This is a genomic window from Aquirufa sp. TARAVU-A1A (assembly GCF_054558675.1).
This window is the reverse complement of sequence record NZ_JBPXKP010000004.1, coordinates 123,536-140,623: the sequence shown is the minus strand read 5'-3', so window position 1 is coordinate 140,623 and position 17,088 is coordinate 123,536. Positions and strand designations below refer to the sequence as shown.

Genomic DNA, 17,088 nt, shown 5'->3' with positions numbered 1-17,088 from the left:
CCTTATTCTACAACAACCCCCATTTGTCCGAATTTTTCAATTCGAGCCATGATGCGTTCTTGCGGATCCATTTTTGATAATTTAGCAAGCTCTTCTTTAACTACCGCTTTTAATTTAGCAGCAGCAGCATCAGGATCTAAGTGAGCGCCTCCTAAAGGTTCAGGAATGATTCCATCTATTAAACCATTGGATAACATATCTTCGGCCGTTAATTTCAAGGCTTCGGCTGCTTGCTCTTTATAATTCCAACTGCGCCATAAGATAGAAGAACAAGATTCTGGAGAAATAACGGAATACCATGTATTTTCCATCATGAGAACCTTATCACCTACGGCAATACCTAAAGCTCCCCCAGATGCACCTTCACCGATGATGACACAAACCACAGGAACCTTTAACATAAACATGTCACGGATATTACGAGCGATTGCTTCCCCTTGACCACGCTCTTCAGCTTCTAAACCAGGAAACGCACCAGGCGTATCAATTAAACAAACGATAGGCTTATTGAATTTCTCAGCCATTTTCATCAAGCGTAAGGCCTTCCGATAACCTTCGGGATTTGGCATACCAAAATTACGTAATTGACGCTGTTTGGTATTTCGTCCTTTTTGTTGGCCAATAAACATCACCGAAAATTCATCGTCGATATTCCCAAATCCACCAACCATCGCTTTATCATCAGCCACATTTCGGTCACCGTGAATTTCAATGAACTCCGTACACATCTTCTCGATGTAATCAAATGTATAGGGGCGATCGGGATGACGTGATAATTGAACACGTTGCCAACGAGTCAAATTAGCAAAAGTTTCCTGTTTCAATTCTAAAATTTTATCTGTTAAGGAAGCAACAGCACCGGAAACGTCTACATTATTTTCTAATGCCAATTTGCGCATTTCAATCAATTTATCCTCTAACTCTGCGATAGGCTTTTCAAATTCTAATAATGTTCTCATGCTGATATGTCAAATTACAAATGCAAAATTAAAGATTAAAGTGTGAAAGTCTCAGACTTCTCGGGTAAAATAACGTCTGAAAATCCTAAACGTCTAATTTCATCTCTAAATTCTAGCATACTTTCCTCTTCACCATGCGATAAAAATACCGTTTTTAAGTGTTCTGGTTTTTGATTAGCAACAAACTTCAATAATCCTTTTTGGTCGGCATGCCCCGAAAACACATCAATTTTACGTATCTGCGCATTTACGCGATATTCACGATCTTTGACCCGAATCACATCCGTACCTTCCATTAATTGTCGGCCTAAAGTACCCTCAGCCGCATATCCAATTAATAAAATCGTCGCATAACTATTGGAGATATTATCCGCAATATGCTGTTCGACACGGCCACCCGAAATCATTCCAGAAGATGAAATGATAATACAAGGCTCATGGTAATTACGAATTGCACGGGATTCTTTTTCGCTTTGTAGAAATACTAAGTTTTCAACATCGAATAAGTCATCGTACTCCTTTTGAAAAGCACGAGCTTCCGGGTTCAGATACGCTAAATATTTAGAATAGATGCGTGTAGAACTTTTTCCCATAGGACTATCCGTAAAAACACGAATCGCGGGAAATCCTCGCTCTTCAATTAAGCGATTCAACGTGTAGAGTACCGCCTGAGTCCTACCCACTGAAAAAGCAGGAATAATTAAACGACCCGGTTTATCTAAGCAAGTTTCTTTGATGATTTTAGCCAAAGCATCAATCGGCTCAACCTTGTCTTCATGCACACGATTACCATAGGTACTTTCACATACCAAATAATCACATGCCGGCATTGGGAATGGATCAATGTGCAAAGGATAATCATAGCGACCTATATCACCACTAAATCCAAGTGTTTTAGTTTGGTCGCCTTCCGTAACGGAGAAATACAAATGTGCAGCACCTAGTAAATGCCCTGCTGGAATGAAAGTCAATTCCAAACCTGACTTAATAACAAACTTTTTATTGAATTGAAGGGTAACAAAATTACTCATCGAATCCTCCACATCCTTTTGCAAATACAAATCTCCTCGACGTAATAAACGGTCCATTTGTTTATGCTTTTTTCTGCTCTCCCCTTGCGCTGCGCGTAATTTGCGAAGATGAAGATTAGCAGAATCCATCAACAAAAGTGCGGCTAATTCAGCCGTTGGAGGAGTGCAAAGCACTTGGCCTTCATATCCTTCCCGGTAAAGCATCGGAATATTACCAGAATGATCAATGTGGGCATGTGTCAACACCACCAAATTAATTAATGACGGATCGAACGGAAAAAAAGGTGCGGGTTCATAAGGAACTTCGAAATCAATGGATCGCTCCATATCGGTTCCACAATCAATCAGAATTTTATAGCCATCTTCGAGCTCCAATAGATACATTGAACCTGTAACTTGTTTGGCAGCTCCGAGAAATTGTAACTTCATAATTTAAAAGAAAATAGGGCCACGAATGGCCCCAATGCATTACAAAAATACAAGTATTTTCTTGAATTACGAATTATTTAACCTCCCGTGCAAATTTAGCCTGCGCGGCGTCTAACTCTGATTTTGTTAAATCACGGTCGGCAATAATAGTCCGATACCGGAAGGTAATCGACTCCCCTTTTGTCAAAGTATAATTCAACGTAGCTTTACCATTACTGAAAACACTAAGGCCCAATGGGTTAACGGCAAACAAGCCATAACCACGGGCATGCCAGTAACTAGGATATGTCACATTAGATGGATGATCTAAAATAGCCACATTGATACTATGATTATCCATTTTGCCAGTCAAATTCATCCACTTAGCCCGGGTACTCCAAACAGCTTCGCCTTCTACGCCTTCGCTACTATGGTAATTTCCGGTAACGCCAGTATTGTCCATTACAGGAACTTTTGTTTCAACGCCATGTGCATCCGTAAATACGTCCGGTTTATTAGATGGAATTTCTAATTGGCGAGCTACACGAAGCGCAAACATGCCATCTTTCACATCTTTAAAGGTAACAACATCGCTAACAGCTTTTAACGTCGTGATACGGTCAATAATACGTAAATCACCTGAACCTGAAAATACATAAGTTGTTGATTCATCTAAGACACGCTTTCCTTTACCATCTTCGTCAATCCAAGCTGCAGTCACTTGAAGTGACCCCTTATTACCCTCGGTCATTTTAGTAATGCTTTCATGACGAATAGTACCCATTTTATGCGATTTTAACGACTCAACAATGTTATTGGAATTGTTCCAATAATCGTAGCCATTCACATCCTCATAATTTAACCACATACCTACATGATGTGGATGATCTACGCGTTCACCAGCTCGTGGACTCATCGGAAATCCACGGGTGATTGTCGTTCCTTGTGCAGATAAGATAGGAAACAGAACCGCTTTTTTCAATTGGCTTTCACCGGGAAAACAATAGGATGTAAAATACTTCCCTCCTACAAGAACATCAACTTTATCTGCTTTTTTAACAAAAGACACGCGATCTTGCGAAAAAGCGCTTAAGGAAATGAATAGGCAAAAAACCGACAATATACGTAACATACAATTTGGTTTAAAGTAAAATTCCGGAGAAATATTCTCCGGAATTATTACAAAATAAAGAAATCAAATTTAAACTAGTAACCTGCGTTTTGTGGGAAACCACCATTTTCAGATAAATCTACTTGTTTTTGTGGAATTGGGCGAACATAATGTTTGTCAGCAACGTTAGCTGCGGCATCTGAGTTATATAACTTCACACGCTCAACTAAATTACCCCAACGTTTTAAATCCATCCAACGTGTTTGCTCACCAGCAAGCTCACGAGCACGTTCTTCCATAATTAAATCCATGTCCACAGCAGTTACTTTCATGTTTTCTGCTTTACCAGCTGCCGCCGCACGAACACGAACCGCATTGATTGCTGCTACCGCATCTGCTTGTTTACCTAATTTAACAGAGGCTTCAGCTAACATTAAATACGTATCTGCTAAACGGTGAACAAAATAATCACGGCTACCATTTTCGTATGTCATATCCGGACGAAGTGGATCAAAGAATTTCTTCAAAGTTGGGAACAATGCATAATTGTACAAACTTGGAACTAATACTTGATATTTCTTCGCAGCACGCTCAGCTAAAGTCATTTCATAACCTGGGATATAAATAGTCGTATCCCCTGCTTTGTAAGTAACCGTAGCTTTAGAACCATCAAACGTTGTATTGTAAGTACCAGGCTTGTTAGACAACCAAGTATCTTTGAACGTTTTCTTGTAACGTGTATCATTTACACGATCTGCAAATACCGTATTCAACAAATAAGGTGTTGGCTTCAAACGCTTAAATGGACGTCCGTTCACTACATCACGCATCATACCCGGTTGAACATCATATTGCATACCGAAATACAAGTGCAACTTGTTTCCCTGATTATCAACAAAACCATTTGTCAACGGATCATTCGTGTATTGAACAGAGAAAATAACCTCATCGTTCACTTGATTCGCTTGATCAAATACTTGGTCAAAATCAGCCAACAATTTAAATCCGTAGTTGTTTATCACGTTGTTACACAAGGTAGCTGCATTCGCATAATCTGTCGATTCAGCAAATTTAGATGACGCACGCGTCAAATAAACTTTAGCTAACAAGTTTTCAGCGGCAGCCTTCGTAGCACGACCGAAATCAGACGACGCTTTTTTGTTTTCCAAAGCTGGAATCGCAGCTAATAAATCCGCTTCGATTTGCTTGTAAACAGCTTGCTCTGTGGCACGAGTTGCTGTCTTAGTTGGGCCAGTCGTTTCTTTCAAACGTAAATCCAAAGGACCAAACTGTTGAACTAAGATGAAATAATAATGCGCACGCAAATATTTCATTTCAGCTACACGTTGAGCTTTTACAGCATCTGACATACCTGTTACCGAAGGAGCACGATCAATAACCGCATTAATGGTATTGATTCCTTTGTAAGTCTCATCCCATAATTCAGCTAATATAACTACCGAAGAAGTTAATTGTGAATCATAAAAATGAAAACCTTTATAAGAACCATCCGCTCCAGCAGAATAAATATCTGTACCGTATTCAGACATAGTTAACCCACGTTCCGTTGCATAAAATGAACGTAATGGAGTATAAGCCGCATTCGTCGCAGCAATGAAGCCAGGAGTCGTAGCGATGTAGTCATTACTAATGGAAGATACTACAGTCTCCTTTAATAAATCACTACAAGAGGCAGTACCCAGCATAATCGCAGAGGCAAGACCTAACGTTTTAAGTGAATTTTTGATATATAAACTTTTCATTATTTCGGAGATTAAAATTTAAGATTTAAACCAAATGTCGTCACCTGTGTTGCCGGAGTCACGTCATTATTAACGTTACCATTAGACGTTTCAGGGTCAACACCATTTTCCTTGCTGCGGTATTTCGAGAAGATGAATGGTTGTTGAATACTTGCATATACACGTAGCGAAGACAAACCTAATTTATTTGCTGTTTTTGCTGGGAATGTGTAACCCACGTTGATATTACGAACCTTAATGAAAGAACCATCAAAATACATAATAGCTGTATTGTATGCTGGGAACTCTTGGTTAAAGTTAGGACGTGGATAGTATGCATTTGGATTGTTTGGAGTCCAGTAATCCACTTTGATTTGGTTATAACGACCTTGTAAGTAGTTCGAATTTTGGTGGAACTTAGATACGATTGTTTGACCTTGACGAGTAAAGATGAAGAATGATAAATCAAATCCTTTGTAAGAGAAACGGTTTGTCATACCACCTGTCCAAGCTGGAACATCAGATCCTAATAATACACGGTCATCCGCAGTAATTTTACCATCACCATTTGAATCAGCTACTTTGATTTGACCTACTGAGAATCCCATCGCTTTCGCTTGAGCTGCTTCAGCTGATTGCCAGATTCCAGCATATTTATAATCATAGTATGAGTTCAACGGTTGGCCAATAAACCAACGGTTACCTACGTCATCCTTCGCTCCATTGTAAAGAGAAACAATTTCCTCTGTATTTTTATAGAAAGTGAAGTCTGTGTTCCATTTGAAACCATTTTCAGCATCAATGTTTACAGTCGATAAAGACATTTCAATACCTGTATTCTTTGTCTCACCTACGTTACGTGTAACGGCAGCAAAACCAGTTGATGTAGGTAATTGATCAGACAATAACAAATCCGTTGTATTTGTTTGATAGTATTCGATTGAACCTGAAACTTTACCTCTCCATAAGCTAAAGTCAGCACCAATATTCTTCGAAGTAGAAGTTTCCCACTTCAAATCTGCATTTCCAATAGTGTTTGGACGGTAACCATAAGCTGCATTGTTATTCCATGCATAAGAAGTTCTACCTTCTAAACCTTGCGTTTGATAAGGAGAAAGACCTTGGTTTCCTACTTGCGCCATCGAAGCACGAAGTTTCAATTCATCAATCCAAGTTAAACCTTTCATGAAGTTTTCTTGATGTAAATTCCAACCAACTGCAACCCCTGGGAAGTTACCCCATTTCGTGTTTTCACCGAAACGAGAAGAACCATCACGACGAGCTGTCACTGTCAAAAGGTATTTACCTTTGTAGTCATAGTTCACACGAGCCATGTAAGATGCAATTGTCCACTGAATCAAGTTAGAACCTACCCCTTGAATAGAAGAAGCATTCGCTAAGTTGTAGAATGCTTGAGTCTCAACTGGAACCCCCATTACACTTTGCGTATATTGTTCAAAATTATCACGTTGCATGGACTGCAAAGCTGTAATTGCAAAGTTGTGATCTTTGATTTGCTTGTTATACGTTAAGATATTTTCCAACGTATAGTTAAATCCAAAACGATTATCCGTTGTTGCAGTAGGATTACCTCCTTTAATTGCATTTGTCAATGCACCATTAAATTGACCATTACGAGAAATGGTAAAGTCTGGTCCAAAGTTCACACGATATTTCAAACCTTTCGCTAATTGCAACTCTGCATATATCGAGTTGAAAATACGGTATTTGTTCGTCTCATCAATTTTAGCACCTTTAACAATTTCATTCAATGGGTTTGTTAATAAAGCATCATCAGTTTGTTGGAAAATTAAATTTCCTGAATCATCAAATGCACGAGCTAATGGGTTTTGAGATAGCAAGAAACCATAAGGATTTAAGTTAGCACCATTGGTTAGACCATACATTCCATAAGAAGAAATACCCACTTTCAAAGCTTTATTTACTTGGTGATCAACATTCACACGCAATGAATAACGAGTAAAATCTAAACCTTCGATAATACCTTTGTCTTGGAAATAACCTGCATTGATAGAGAATTGTGTTTTCTCATTTCCACCTTGTACACCGATAGCATGATTTTGTTGAAAACCTTTCTTAACCATTAAATCTTGGTAATCTGTCGTACGACCTTTTGCAATACCATCTAATTCAATCGCAGTAAACAATTTCGAATCCGCATAAGCATCCATCACACCTGTTGGAACAAGATTACCATTCGCATCTTTATAAGTACCAATTGTACGACGAGACTCACGCTTCATTTCCGCATATTCCGCACCACTGAACAAGTTAATTTTATCCAATGTTTGAGTAGAACCTACATAAGTATCGTAGGAAATAACTGTCTTTCCGTCTTTAGAACCACGTTTTGTTGTGATTAACACAACACCATTCGCACCACGAGCACCATAGATAGCTGTTGCCGTTGCATCTTTCAAGATTTCCATCGAAGCAACATCATTCGGGTTCATATCTTCATAACCACTTGATAATGGAATACCATCCACAACATATAAAGGATCATTACCCGCATTGAAAGAACGACGACCACGAATCAAAACCTTAGGCACAGTACCCGGCTTAGAACCTGATTGCGCAACGTCAACACCCGCAACACGACCTTGCATCGCTTGACCTAAGTTGGTAATAGGCATCTCCGTAATTTGTTTAGATGTTACCGAAGAAATCGCACCTGTCAATTGGCTTTTCTTTTGCGTACCGTAACCTACAACAACAACCTCAGTCAACGCTTTTGTATCAGCAGCCAATGCAACATTGATTTGAGATTTATTCCCAACACTTACATCTTGTGAATTAAAACCCACAGATGAAAAAGTCAAAACAGACGAACCGGAAACAGTAATTTTGTAATTACCATCAGCGTCTGAAGATGTACCTTTTGAAGTACCTTTAATCGAAATACTAGCCCCTGGAATTCCTGATCCATCATCAGAGGCAGTCACTCGTCCAGTAACCGTTCGGTCCTGAGCAAGCATTTGAATTCCCATTAGCACAAAAAACATGCTAAAAAGAACCTTGGAAAGTAATTGTTTTCTCATAGGTTAGAAAAATTTTAGTTTATGGTTTGCAAAGTAAAGTTAATCTTAGCCCACAACGCTTCGCATTCATTGTGGCTAAGCTGGTTTTCATTTGTAATCTTTTCGCTCCTAAGCAACCAGTTCTTTTGAGCGAATTTCTTTAAAAACAGCCTCCATAAACGTTTACGGTAGTAATTCCGTCGTAATAAACTGTCTTTTATATTTTTTGACATCAATGCTGTGCTTTCGTTAACCCTATAAAGCAGCACACAACTCCGATATACTCAAATTTAAATAAACATTGTACAATTTTTTATGCAACAGCGCGGGCCCGAGTCAAACCTTCTTTCATCACTCGAAGGGCGCCAAATATCAAATTATATACAGACTGCGGATTAATTTTCATCGAAACAGAAATTTGATCCGTGTCCATATTCTGGAAAAAACGTAACGAAATAGCTTCTCTTTGACGTTTACTTAACATATTTAAACAAAGCGCTAATTGCTTGTTACTTTTAATTTCCTCTTCATATTTGATTAATATAGCCTCTTGCGATTGATCAGACTCCATATAATCCATCATATAATTACTATGGTGAACATGATTCTTCATCTGAGTTTCCATGTGACGAATAAGTTTCCGCTTAATAGAAGCCATCAAATAATATTTGACACTCGTTGTGGGCCCTATTGTAGCATGATTTCTCCAAAGCTCTACAAACAAATCATGCAAGCAATCCTTAATCAATTCCTTGTCAGCTGTAACGCCCATGGAATAAGAATATAAAGGCTGAACAAAATGTTGATACAATTCAGTGAAAGCACGCTGGTCTCCAGCACGGAATTGATCCCAAACAGCTACTTCATCAATAATCACTTTTTTACTCATCATCATGGATTTGTACTTTTCTTTTAATTAATGAAAGTGAGCTCATTTGCTACAATCATACATGCTCTAATATAAACAAGCGAGATATTAAAATTCAATGATTTTATTTAATTTTTTTCCGTAAACGATTACGGAAACGATTACATTTTATAATTATTTAAAAAGTGGGTTAAAATCCGGATAAAATTTGTGCAACTTTGAAAAATTAAAAGAATTCAAGCAATTGTATTATTAGAACTATCCCAATATGAGTAAGAAATTAAACACGACCGACGCAACCCTTCTCGTAATGGGTTCCATGATAGGATCTGGTATATTTTTAGTTAGTTCGGAAGTTGGCCGTTCCCTAATCTCACCTATTTGGTGGATTGGCACATGGATTCTAACAAGCTTTCTAACCGTTACCGGTGCTTATGCTTACGGTAAACTTTCAAGTAAATTCCCTGCCACGGGCGGACAATACATCTATTTAAAAGAAGCCTACAATCCATTAACCGGATTTCTGTTTGGATGGACTACCTTTTTAGTGATTCAAACAGGAACAATTGCCGCAGTTGCGGTTGCATTCGCCAAATACACCGGTTTCATCTGGCCAGATTACATCAACGATATTCCTTTGGTAGGTTCATTTATCACGACCCAACAAATTTTAGCCGCATTGCTTATTGTTATCTTAACAGGAGCTAACCTCAAAGGGATTTCATTTGCAGCCATTATTCAAAATGTATTTACCATCACCAAAATTGGAGCCATCATCCTCATTATCATTATCGGACTTTTTGTTGGGATACAAAATGAATGGATACATTTCTCCAACTTCTTTGCCGAGGGAAATACGCTGAATCCCGTTACGAATCAAGTGGAATATGTGTCAACGACTACGCTAATCAGCATATTTGGCGCAGCAATGATCGGGCCATTGTTTTCTTCTTCAGCTTGGAATAATGTTACGTTCGCTAGTGCTGACTTTGAGGATCCGAAAAAAACAATCGCAAAAGGACTTGTTTATGGTTCAGCATTGGTGTGTGGTTTGTATTTATTGACCAATATTGCCTATCTAGCCATATTACCCTTGCAAGGTGATCCACATGGATCTACAAGCTATTTAAGAGGTATTATGTTTGCAAGCCAGGACCGTTTAGGTTCCGCTGCGCTTCAAACTGTTTTAGGGAATGTGGGGGCGCTTGTCATGGCTATCTTAATTATGATTTCCACGTTCGGATGTAACAATGGAATTATCTTAGCGGGTGGTCGTCTGTTCGAGGCAATGGCACATGACAAATTGTTCTTCAAAAAAGCTGCTGAAGTTAATAAGAATAATGCCCCAGCCTATTCCTTGATCATCCAAGGTATTTGGGCCATTTTACTCTGCTTTTCAGGTTCGTATAATAGCTTACTAGATTTTACAGTCTTCGCGATTCTGCTGTTCTACTTTTTGACGGTATTAGCCGTATTCAACCAACGAATCATGCAGGAAAAATTAAAACTAAAAGACCAGATATTGTTTGCGGTTTATTTAGGGTTACTGCTTTTCATCTCCGTAAATCTACTTTACACCAAAACAGTGCCTTCTTCTATTGGTTTGGGAATTGTATTAGCCGGTATTCCTTTCTATTACTTAATGAAAAAAAGAGAAATCAACTAAAATGTTTTAAACCATGTGGCCAAGCGGTCAAACCAATATTCTTCCGTTGTCTTATTAGTTAATCCAAACCCGTGACCGCCTTTGGCCATAATGTGTAAATCAACAGGAACCTTATAGTTTGACAAAGCTGCAGCATAATTAAGTGCATTTGCTACCGGAACAGCTCCATCATCAGCCGCATGAACAATAAATGCACGTGGTGTAGTGGCATTAACCTGTTCCTCGTTGGAGAACAAATGAAGCATTTCCTCTGATTTGTTTTTCCCTAATAAACTATTCACAGATCCTTGATGACTATAAGAACGGAATGTTACCACTGGATAAATCAATAATTGGAAATCAGGCCGCAAGTTTTGACCATCATTAATTTTCGTATAGTCCGTCTGGTAATGTGTCGCTGCACTCGCTGCTAAATGACCACCAGCAGAAAAGCCCATGACTCCAATTTTAGTAGAATCAACATTCCATAAATTTGCTGATTGTCGAGCTACCCGAATCGCTTGTTGGGCATCTTGCAAAGGTGCAAATTGTTTTTCCACCTGCCGAGTGCTATCAGGTAATCGGTAATGAACTACCATGGCATGCACACCAATTTCGTTTAATTTTCGCGCGATATCACTTCCTTCGTGAGATGCTGCCAGAATCCGATAACCACCCCCAGGAAAAATAATCACTAAGGGTTTCTTGGCTTGTTGATTTTCAGGAGCAAGGTAGAGTGTATATACAGGATCAGTGACATTGGAAATACGTAAAATTCCACCCGTAATCGCAGAACTTTCCATATTGGGTCCCGCAATATAATTCGGAATTTCTCCAGGATATAAAGGCTGAGGAACTTGGGCTTGCGCAGAAATCAATGTCATCATAAGTCCAATAGTCAAAAGGTATTTCATACTTAATTCGTTTTGGTTTTTTCAGTCGTAATTAACACAACTGCAGATAGAATCAGGAAACTAGCTAAAAGCAATCCAATACTTAAAGACTCATCTAGAATTAAATTACCCAAAATTAAAGCGATGACTGGATTTACATAAGTATATGTTGCAACCAAAGTCGCATCGCAGGCTTTGGATAAATAACCAAATAAGGAGAAGCCTAGCATACTACCAATCAAAGCTAAATAAAAAAATACCGACCAAGCTTTCCATGGCAATGCTGTTAGGCTAACTGCCTGAAAGTCGCCATGTGCATAACTGATGATGGAAACGACGAAGGCTCCAAAAAGCATTTGAATCGCACAAACTTGTGTAAAATGATAGGTATTTGCACCCGTCACTTGGGTTCGAAATACACCGATATTCCAAGCGAGCACCGCTACGGATAAATAGGCGATTCCCAACAAAAATTCTTGTTCTTTGCCCTGAATGGCTAATGACTTCTGTGAGGCCAATGCGACAATACCGAAGAGACCTAAGCCTGTTGCTAACGCTTTTCGAACACTTGGCTTACGACCATCGAACCAAAAAAATAGAACTAAAAGCGAAGGTCCTAAGGCCATAAAAACCGAGGAAAAACCCGAGGGAACAATGCCACCTGCTAAGGACATAAAGCCATTGCCAAGTGATATTAATAAAATACCGGCTTGTAAATGCACGCGCCAATGTTTGGCCGACATCTTTTTCCAATGTCCACCGAGCACGGACCAAAATAATAGCAGAAATCCCGCTGTAAAATTTCGAGAAAAGGTAATGACCAAAGGAGGTAAATAATCCAATAAAATACGCACGCTCAAAAAAGTGGACCCCCAAATGAGGTACAAAAGCCCTAGGGCGATCATCACGCGTGGAGTTATGGACGCTTGCTTAGTCATGTAACAAATCTGGTCGGCGTTCCATGGTGCGTTTTACAGCTTGCTCATGTCGCCAAGCTTCAATTAATTTATCATTACCTGAACGAAGTATTTCGGGAACATCCATACCCTCAAAAGAAGCAGGACGCGTATAAACGGGCGGTGCCAATAATCCGTCCTGAAACGAATCCGTCAAAGCTGAACTCTCATCCCCTATCGCACCCGGTATCAATCGGATAATAGCATCGGCCGTAACAGCAGCCGCTAATTCACCTCCAGATAAAACATAATCCCCAATAGAGATTTCTTTGGTTACATATTTTTCTCGAACCCGTTCGTCAATTCCTTTGTAGTGTCCACAGATGAAAATCATATTTTGGCAGAGGCTCAATTGATTCGCCAAGCCCTGCTTGAGCACAAGACCATCTGGTGAAAAGAAAATAATTTCGTCGTAAGTTCTCTCCGACATCAATTGGTCTAAGCAACGCGTTAATGGTTCAATGGCAATTACCATTCCTGCACCACCCCCAAACGGATAATCATCAATTTGCTTATGCTTTTTGGTTGAGAAATCATGTAAATCATGTAATACAACTTCCACAAGCCCTGCATTTGCGGCGCGTTTACAAATTGAGTATTCGAAGAAACTCGACATTAAGTTGGGAACCACCGAAATGATATCAATCCGCATCATAAGACTCATTCATATAAACATCCAAAAGCCCATCAGGCAAATGGGTGATAATCACTTTATTTTTTTTATCCACTTTAGGTACGATTTCATCAGTAAGCGGAATGAGAACTTCAACCCCTTGATAAATCATAATAATCACATCTTGCGCCCCAGTTGAATAGACTTCCTTGACAGTTCCTAAAGAACCTAGTACCTGATCATTTACTTGGTAATCGACAATTTCATGATAATAAAATTGATCATCTTTCAGTTTGGGCAACATGGCAACGGGAAGAAATAACTTAGAACCTACTAATTCTTTCGCAGCATCTAAGGATTCAATCCCTTCCAAATTCATCAAATTTAAATTATCGCGAATCTGTAAATCTTCAATAAAATAAGGAACCATCTCATTTCCTTGTTGGACAAACACTGCATCTAAATCTTCGTATTCATAAGGATCGTCAACATCCATAAACACATGAAATGCGCCTTTTAATCCGTGTGGCTTCGCGAGATAGCCTAATTCAAAATATTCTGTCTTTGCCATAGATACAAAAAAAAATCATACAAACTTGATAAACAAATCTGTATGATTCTTTAAAATTAATAAAAATTATTCAGCAGCAGCTTCTTCGCTTGCTTCAGCAGCCGGAGCCTCTTCTGCAGCTGGTGCAGCTTCCTCAGCAGCTGGCGCTTCTTCTACCGCAGGAGTTTCCTCAACTGCAGGAGCTTCTGCTACTACTTCGTCAACTTCTACACCTGTAGCCTCTTCGTCAGCAGCATTGATTGCTTCCACAACGCTAGCAACGATTGCCTCGTCAGCTACTTTGTTTTTAGCAGCAATTACCTCTGCACGAGCAGATGAAACTTTCGCTTCAGCCTCTAAACGAGACGCTTTCGACTTAGCTTTTGATTGAGCTAATTTCGCGTTGCTTGCTTCTACTTGCTTCGCTTTTTCTACTTTCCAAGCCTCAAATTTCGCATCAGCTTGCTCTTGTGTCAACGCACCTTTCAACACACCTACTTGTAAGTGTTTTGCATACAAAATACCTTTTGAAGAAAGTACTGCACGCGCTGTATCAGTTGGTTGAGCACCATTTAATACCCATTGGATCGCTTGTTTTTCATTCAAAACGATTGTTGCTGGATTGGTGTTAGGATTGTATGTTCCGATTTTCTCTACGAATTTACCGTCACGAGGTGCACGAGCATCTGCAACAACAACATCGAACATTGCTAACTTCTTGCGTCCACGACGCGCTAATCTAATTTTAACGGCCATTATATATGGGTTTGTGAAGGATCTCGTCCCTCGGTTAATAAAAATGTTTGTAAAAATAAGGATTTAAACCTAGAATACAAAAAAGAAAAATGAGAAAATAAACCGATAAGCCGAATTCTGTAAGCATTTGCATGCCCTCTTATCATTTATCTTGACGAATACTCACGCATTCGCTCGAGCAATCTACCCACTGACATCGGACGAGCAACCCTTTTGTCTTTCGACAGTCAGCCTATTTGATCTTGCAACCCGTGAGGTTTACCTATGCCTAATTTGTCACCAAATTAGCGGTGGGCTCTTACCCCTCCTTTTCACCCTTACCCCGAAAGGCGGTAATTTTCTGTGGCACTAGCTGTAGAACCTTGCGATTCCCCTTCCTGTTAAGAAGCACGGCGCTCTATGTTGTTCGGACTTTCCTCTTTAAAAAGCGATAAGATGGTTTATTTTCTCAACACAAAAGTACGACTATTTTCTTAGCTCCCAATTTCCTCGTATTTCACCCACTACTCCCAAACCTTTAATCGAATAAGTCAACTGCTGAATTCGAAGCTCACCATTTGACACAGCCAAGCCCCAGGTATTTTGCTTGAGTAGACTTAAAGCTTCCGAAGAAGACCAAGAATAAGCCATCAACGCCTTTAAAACCTTACGCCTAACATGTCCACGCAAGAAAAAAGGAACCCCTTCCACCTGAAACCCTTTTACATTCAAACCTATTTTACTCGAATCTAATAGCGCAGGAACAACAATTATATTGGCCATTGCTCTCGATGTTGCTAACCCTTTAACTTGCACATGAATCCCTACTGAATCAGCACTTAATTGTAAATTCGTAGGTTTTGCATGCAGCGCTTGACTGATAAGCCCCAATATTTTATCATAACCTAACGATACCTGAAAAGGTAGCGACTGATTTAAGTCTTTCATCTCAAGCCAACGATTAGGCTGATTATCAACAGATTCTCCGAGTATCAAGGCAGTCCGTACCAATAACTTACCAGCAATTCCTGATGAATTAAAGGTTAAATCATGCACATCCACATCAGCAGAACGCAAGGAAACTTGGCCCAAAGGACTTGCAAAATTCATCTCCACGCGATTCAACAGATTACGCAGTGCACTCGGACTTAATGCTTGATTCAAACGCTCGGCAACCTTTTCTTGCATCGCAGGTATTTGCCTTTGAATCATAGGATCAACAATTCCCTGAACCTGTACAGGGAAGCCTAACACACGCATTTCAGGCTTTGAAATCCATTGATAATTCAAGCTACGTAAATCAAGTTGATGATGATTGATGTCTTGCCAATTCCATTGGAAAGCCAAAGAAATATTACTCTTCGCTTGAATTAGTCCCGTATTGATTCCCGCAATATTCGGGCGGGCATCTATTTTAACAGGAAGCTCCAAAGTTGCATTCCCCTGCGAACCCACTTGTAATCGGGGTGGCTGTAAAAGTGCAATTTGTAAAGGAAAATCTATTCCTTTTTGCTTCTGTGAATCAAACAATAGCTTCCCAGGTGTTAATTGAAAATAACGAAACAAACTATCATAGCGCATCGAGAAATTAATTGCCACTGTTTGAGAACGGACAGCGGGAGTTGCCAACTGAAATTGAGCAGGTGTACCCTGAACGAGCACTTGACGCTTACAGGCTGTAAAAAATGTAAGAAGCAATAAAAAGAGAAAATTCCGCATAAATAAAAAGCCTCAATCATGCCAAAGCAAAATTGAGGCTCGCTAAAAAATGATAAACTACTAAGTTAAAAGTCCTCCGTCAACTTGAATTGTCTGTCCTGTCACATAAGATGACAAATCAGAACCTAAGAACAAACAAACATTCGCTACTTCAGAGGCTTCTCCTCCGCGCTTCAATGGAATTGATTTCTTCCATTCTTCTACGGTTGCCTCATTTAATTCACCCGTCATTTCCGTTTCAATAAAACCTGGTGCGATCGCATTGCAACGAATATTACGCGATCCTAATTCCAAAGCCACCGATTTCGTAAAACCGATAATACCCGCCTTAGACGCAGCATAATTCGCTTGACCAGCATTTCCTTTTACTCCTACAATGGAAGTCATGTTCACAATCGAACCTGATTTAGCTTTCATCATCGGCTTAATAACCGCCTTCGTTAAATTAAAAACAGATTTCAAATTAACACGAATCACTTCATCCCATTGCTCTTCTGTCATACGCATCAATAAACCATCACGCGTAATCCCAGCATTATTAATCAGTACATCAATTTGTCCAAAATCAGCCACAACAGAGTTAACTAATTCTTCTGCCGCATCAAACAACGATGCGTCTGAACGATATCCTTTCGCTTTAATTCCGTAAGCCTCTAATTCTTTAACTAAAGCTTCTCCTTTCTCAACAGAGGAAAGATAAGTAAACGCAACATTTGCGCCAGCTTGTGCAAATTGATTCGCGATTGCCCGACCAATTCCCCGTGAAGCTCCGGTTACTAAAACGACTTTTCCTTGTACTAATTGCATGTAATAAATG

14 protein-coding genes and 1 other RNA gene are annotated in these 17,088 nt (G+C 39.5%); 1 reads left to right on the top strand and 14 read right to left on the bottom strand.

Translation table 11 applies throughout. The annotated features are described in order from the left end of the window. Window positions 1-2 precede the first annotated feature (2 nt). The 6 genes from V7S75_RS06885 to V7S75_RS06860 all read right to left on the bottom strand — a co-directional run bounded on the left by V7S75_RS06885 (window position 3) and on the right by V7S75_RS06860 (window position 9,187). Window positions 3-959, bottom strand: coding sequence for an acetyl-CoA carboxylase carboxyltransferase subunit alpha (locus tag V7S75_RS06885; RefSeq protein WP_459512530.1), 957 nt, complete (start codon window positions 957-959; stop codon window positions 3-5). A gap of 35 nt (window positions 960-994) precedes the next feature. Next, a complete protein-coding gene (locus tag V7S75_RS06880; protein ID WP_459512527.1) occupies window positions 995-2,419 on the bottom strand; it encodes an MBL fold metallo-hydrolase RNA specificity domain-containing protein in 1,425 nt (474 codons plus the stop codon). 73 nt (window positions 2,420-2,492) lie between these two features. Next, complete coding sequence (locus tag V7S75_RS06875) at window positions 2,493-3,530, bottom strand: DUF6807 domain-containing protein (protein ID WP_459512525.1); 1,038 nt, start codon at window positions 3,528-3,530, stop codon at window positions 2,493-2,495. A 74-nt stretch (window positions 3,531-3,604) separates the two neighbouring features. Further along, the gene (locus V7S75_RS06870; RefSeq protein ID WP_459512522.1) at window positions 3,605-5,272 is read right to left on the bottom strand and encodes a RagB/SusD family nutrient uptake outer membrane protein; all 1,668 of its coding nucleotides are present in this window, start codon (window positions 5,270-5,272) and stop codon (window positions 3,605-3,607) included. Between the two features lie 11 nt (window positions 5,273-5,283). Beyond that, complete coding sequence (locus V7S75_RS06865; RefSeq protein ID WP_459512891.1) at window positions 5,284-8,277, bottom strand: SusC/RagA family TonB-linked outer membrane protein; 2,994 nt, start codon at window positions 8,275-8,277, stop codon at window positions 5,284-5,286. Window positions 8,278-8,605: 328 nt separating this feature from the next. Then, window positions 8,606-9,187: an RNA polymerase sigma factor gene (locus tag V7S75_RS06860; protein WP_459512520.1), complete on the bottom strand. Its 582-nt coding sequence runs from the start codon at window positions 9,185-9,187 to the stop codon at window positions 8,606-8,608. Between the two features lie 241 nt (window positions 9,188-9,428). Between V7S75_RS06860 and V7S75_RS06855 the strand changes: the two genes are divergently transcribed. Further along, window positions 9,429-10,826 (top strand): APC family permease, encoded by a 1,398-nt coding sequence (locus V7S75_RS06855; protein WP_459512518.1) that lies wholly within the window; start codon window positions 9,429-9,431, stop codon window positions 10,824-10,826. Here the strand turns inward: V7S75_RS06855 and V7S75_RS06850 are convergent. The 8 genes from V7S75_RS06850 to fabG form a co-directional block, all read right to left on the bottom strand. Further along, complete coding sequence (locus V7S75_RS06850; protein WP_459512516.1) at window positions 10,823-11,719, bottom strand: alpha/beta hydrolase; 897 nt, start codon at window positions 11,717-11,719, stop codon at window positions 10,823-10,825. The genes V7S75_RS06855 and V7S75_RS06850 overlap by 4 nt on opposite strands. 2 nt (window positions 11,720-11,721) lie before the next feature. Then, window positions 11,722-12,636 carry an EamA family transporter gene (locus V7S75_RS06845; RefSeq protein WP_459512514.1) on the bottom strand — a complete coding sequence of 305 codons (915 nt, stop codon included), beginning with the start codon at window positions 12,634-12,636 and terminating at the stop codon, window positions 11,722-11,724. Then, window positions 12,629-13,306 carry a tRNA (guanosine(37)-N1)-methyltransferase TrmD gene (gene trmD / locus V7S75_RS06840; protein WP_459512890.1) on the bottom strand — a complete coding sequence of 226 codons (678 nt, stop codon included), beginning with the start codon at window positions 13,304-13,306 and terminating at the stop codon, window positions 12,629-12,631. Before trmD ends, V7S75_RS06845 begins: the two co-directional genes overlap by 8 nt. After that, window positions 13,296-13,838 (bottom strand): ribosome maturation factor RimM, encoded by a 543-nt coding sequence (gene rimM, locus V7S75_RS06835; protein ID WP_459512512.1) that lies wholly within the window; start codon window positions 13,836-13,838, stop codon window positions 13,296-13,298. The genes trmD and rimM overlap by 11 nt, the downstream gene beginning before the upstream one ends. A 66-nt stretch (window positions 13,839-13,904) precedes the next feature. Continuing rightward, entirely contained in the window at window positions 13,905-14,573 is a 669-nt protein-coding gene (locus V7S75_RS06830) for a 30S ribosomal protein S16 (protein WP_459512510.1), read from the bottom strand. Between the two features lie 90 nt (window positions 14,574-14,663). Next, an RNA gene (rnpB, locus tag V7S75_RS06825) (RNase P RNA component class A) lies at window positions 14,664-15,020 on the bottom strand. An 18-nt stretch (window positions 15,021-15,038) separates the two neighbouring features. Beyond that, on the bottom strand, window positions 15,039-16,271 hold the full coding sequence (locus V7S75_RS06820; protein WP_459512508.1) for a DUF4403 family protein: 1,233 nt from the start codon (window positions 16,269-16,271) through the stop codon (window positions 15,039-15,041). A gap of 60 nt (window positions 16,272-16,331) precedes the next feature. Continuing rightward, window positions 16,332-17,078, bottom strand: a complete 747-nt coding sequence (gene fabG, locus V7S75_RS06815) for a 3-oxoacyl-[acyl-carrier-protein] reductase (RefSeq protein WP_377976152.1) — start codon at window positions 17,076-17,078, stop codon at window positions 16,332-16,334. Window positions 17,079-17,088: the final 10 nt, after the last annotated feature.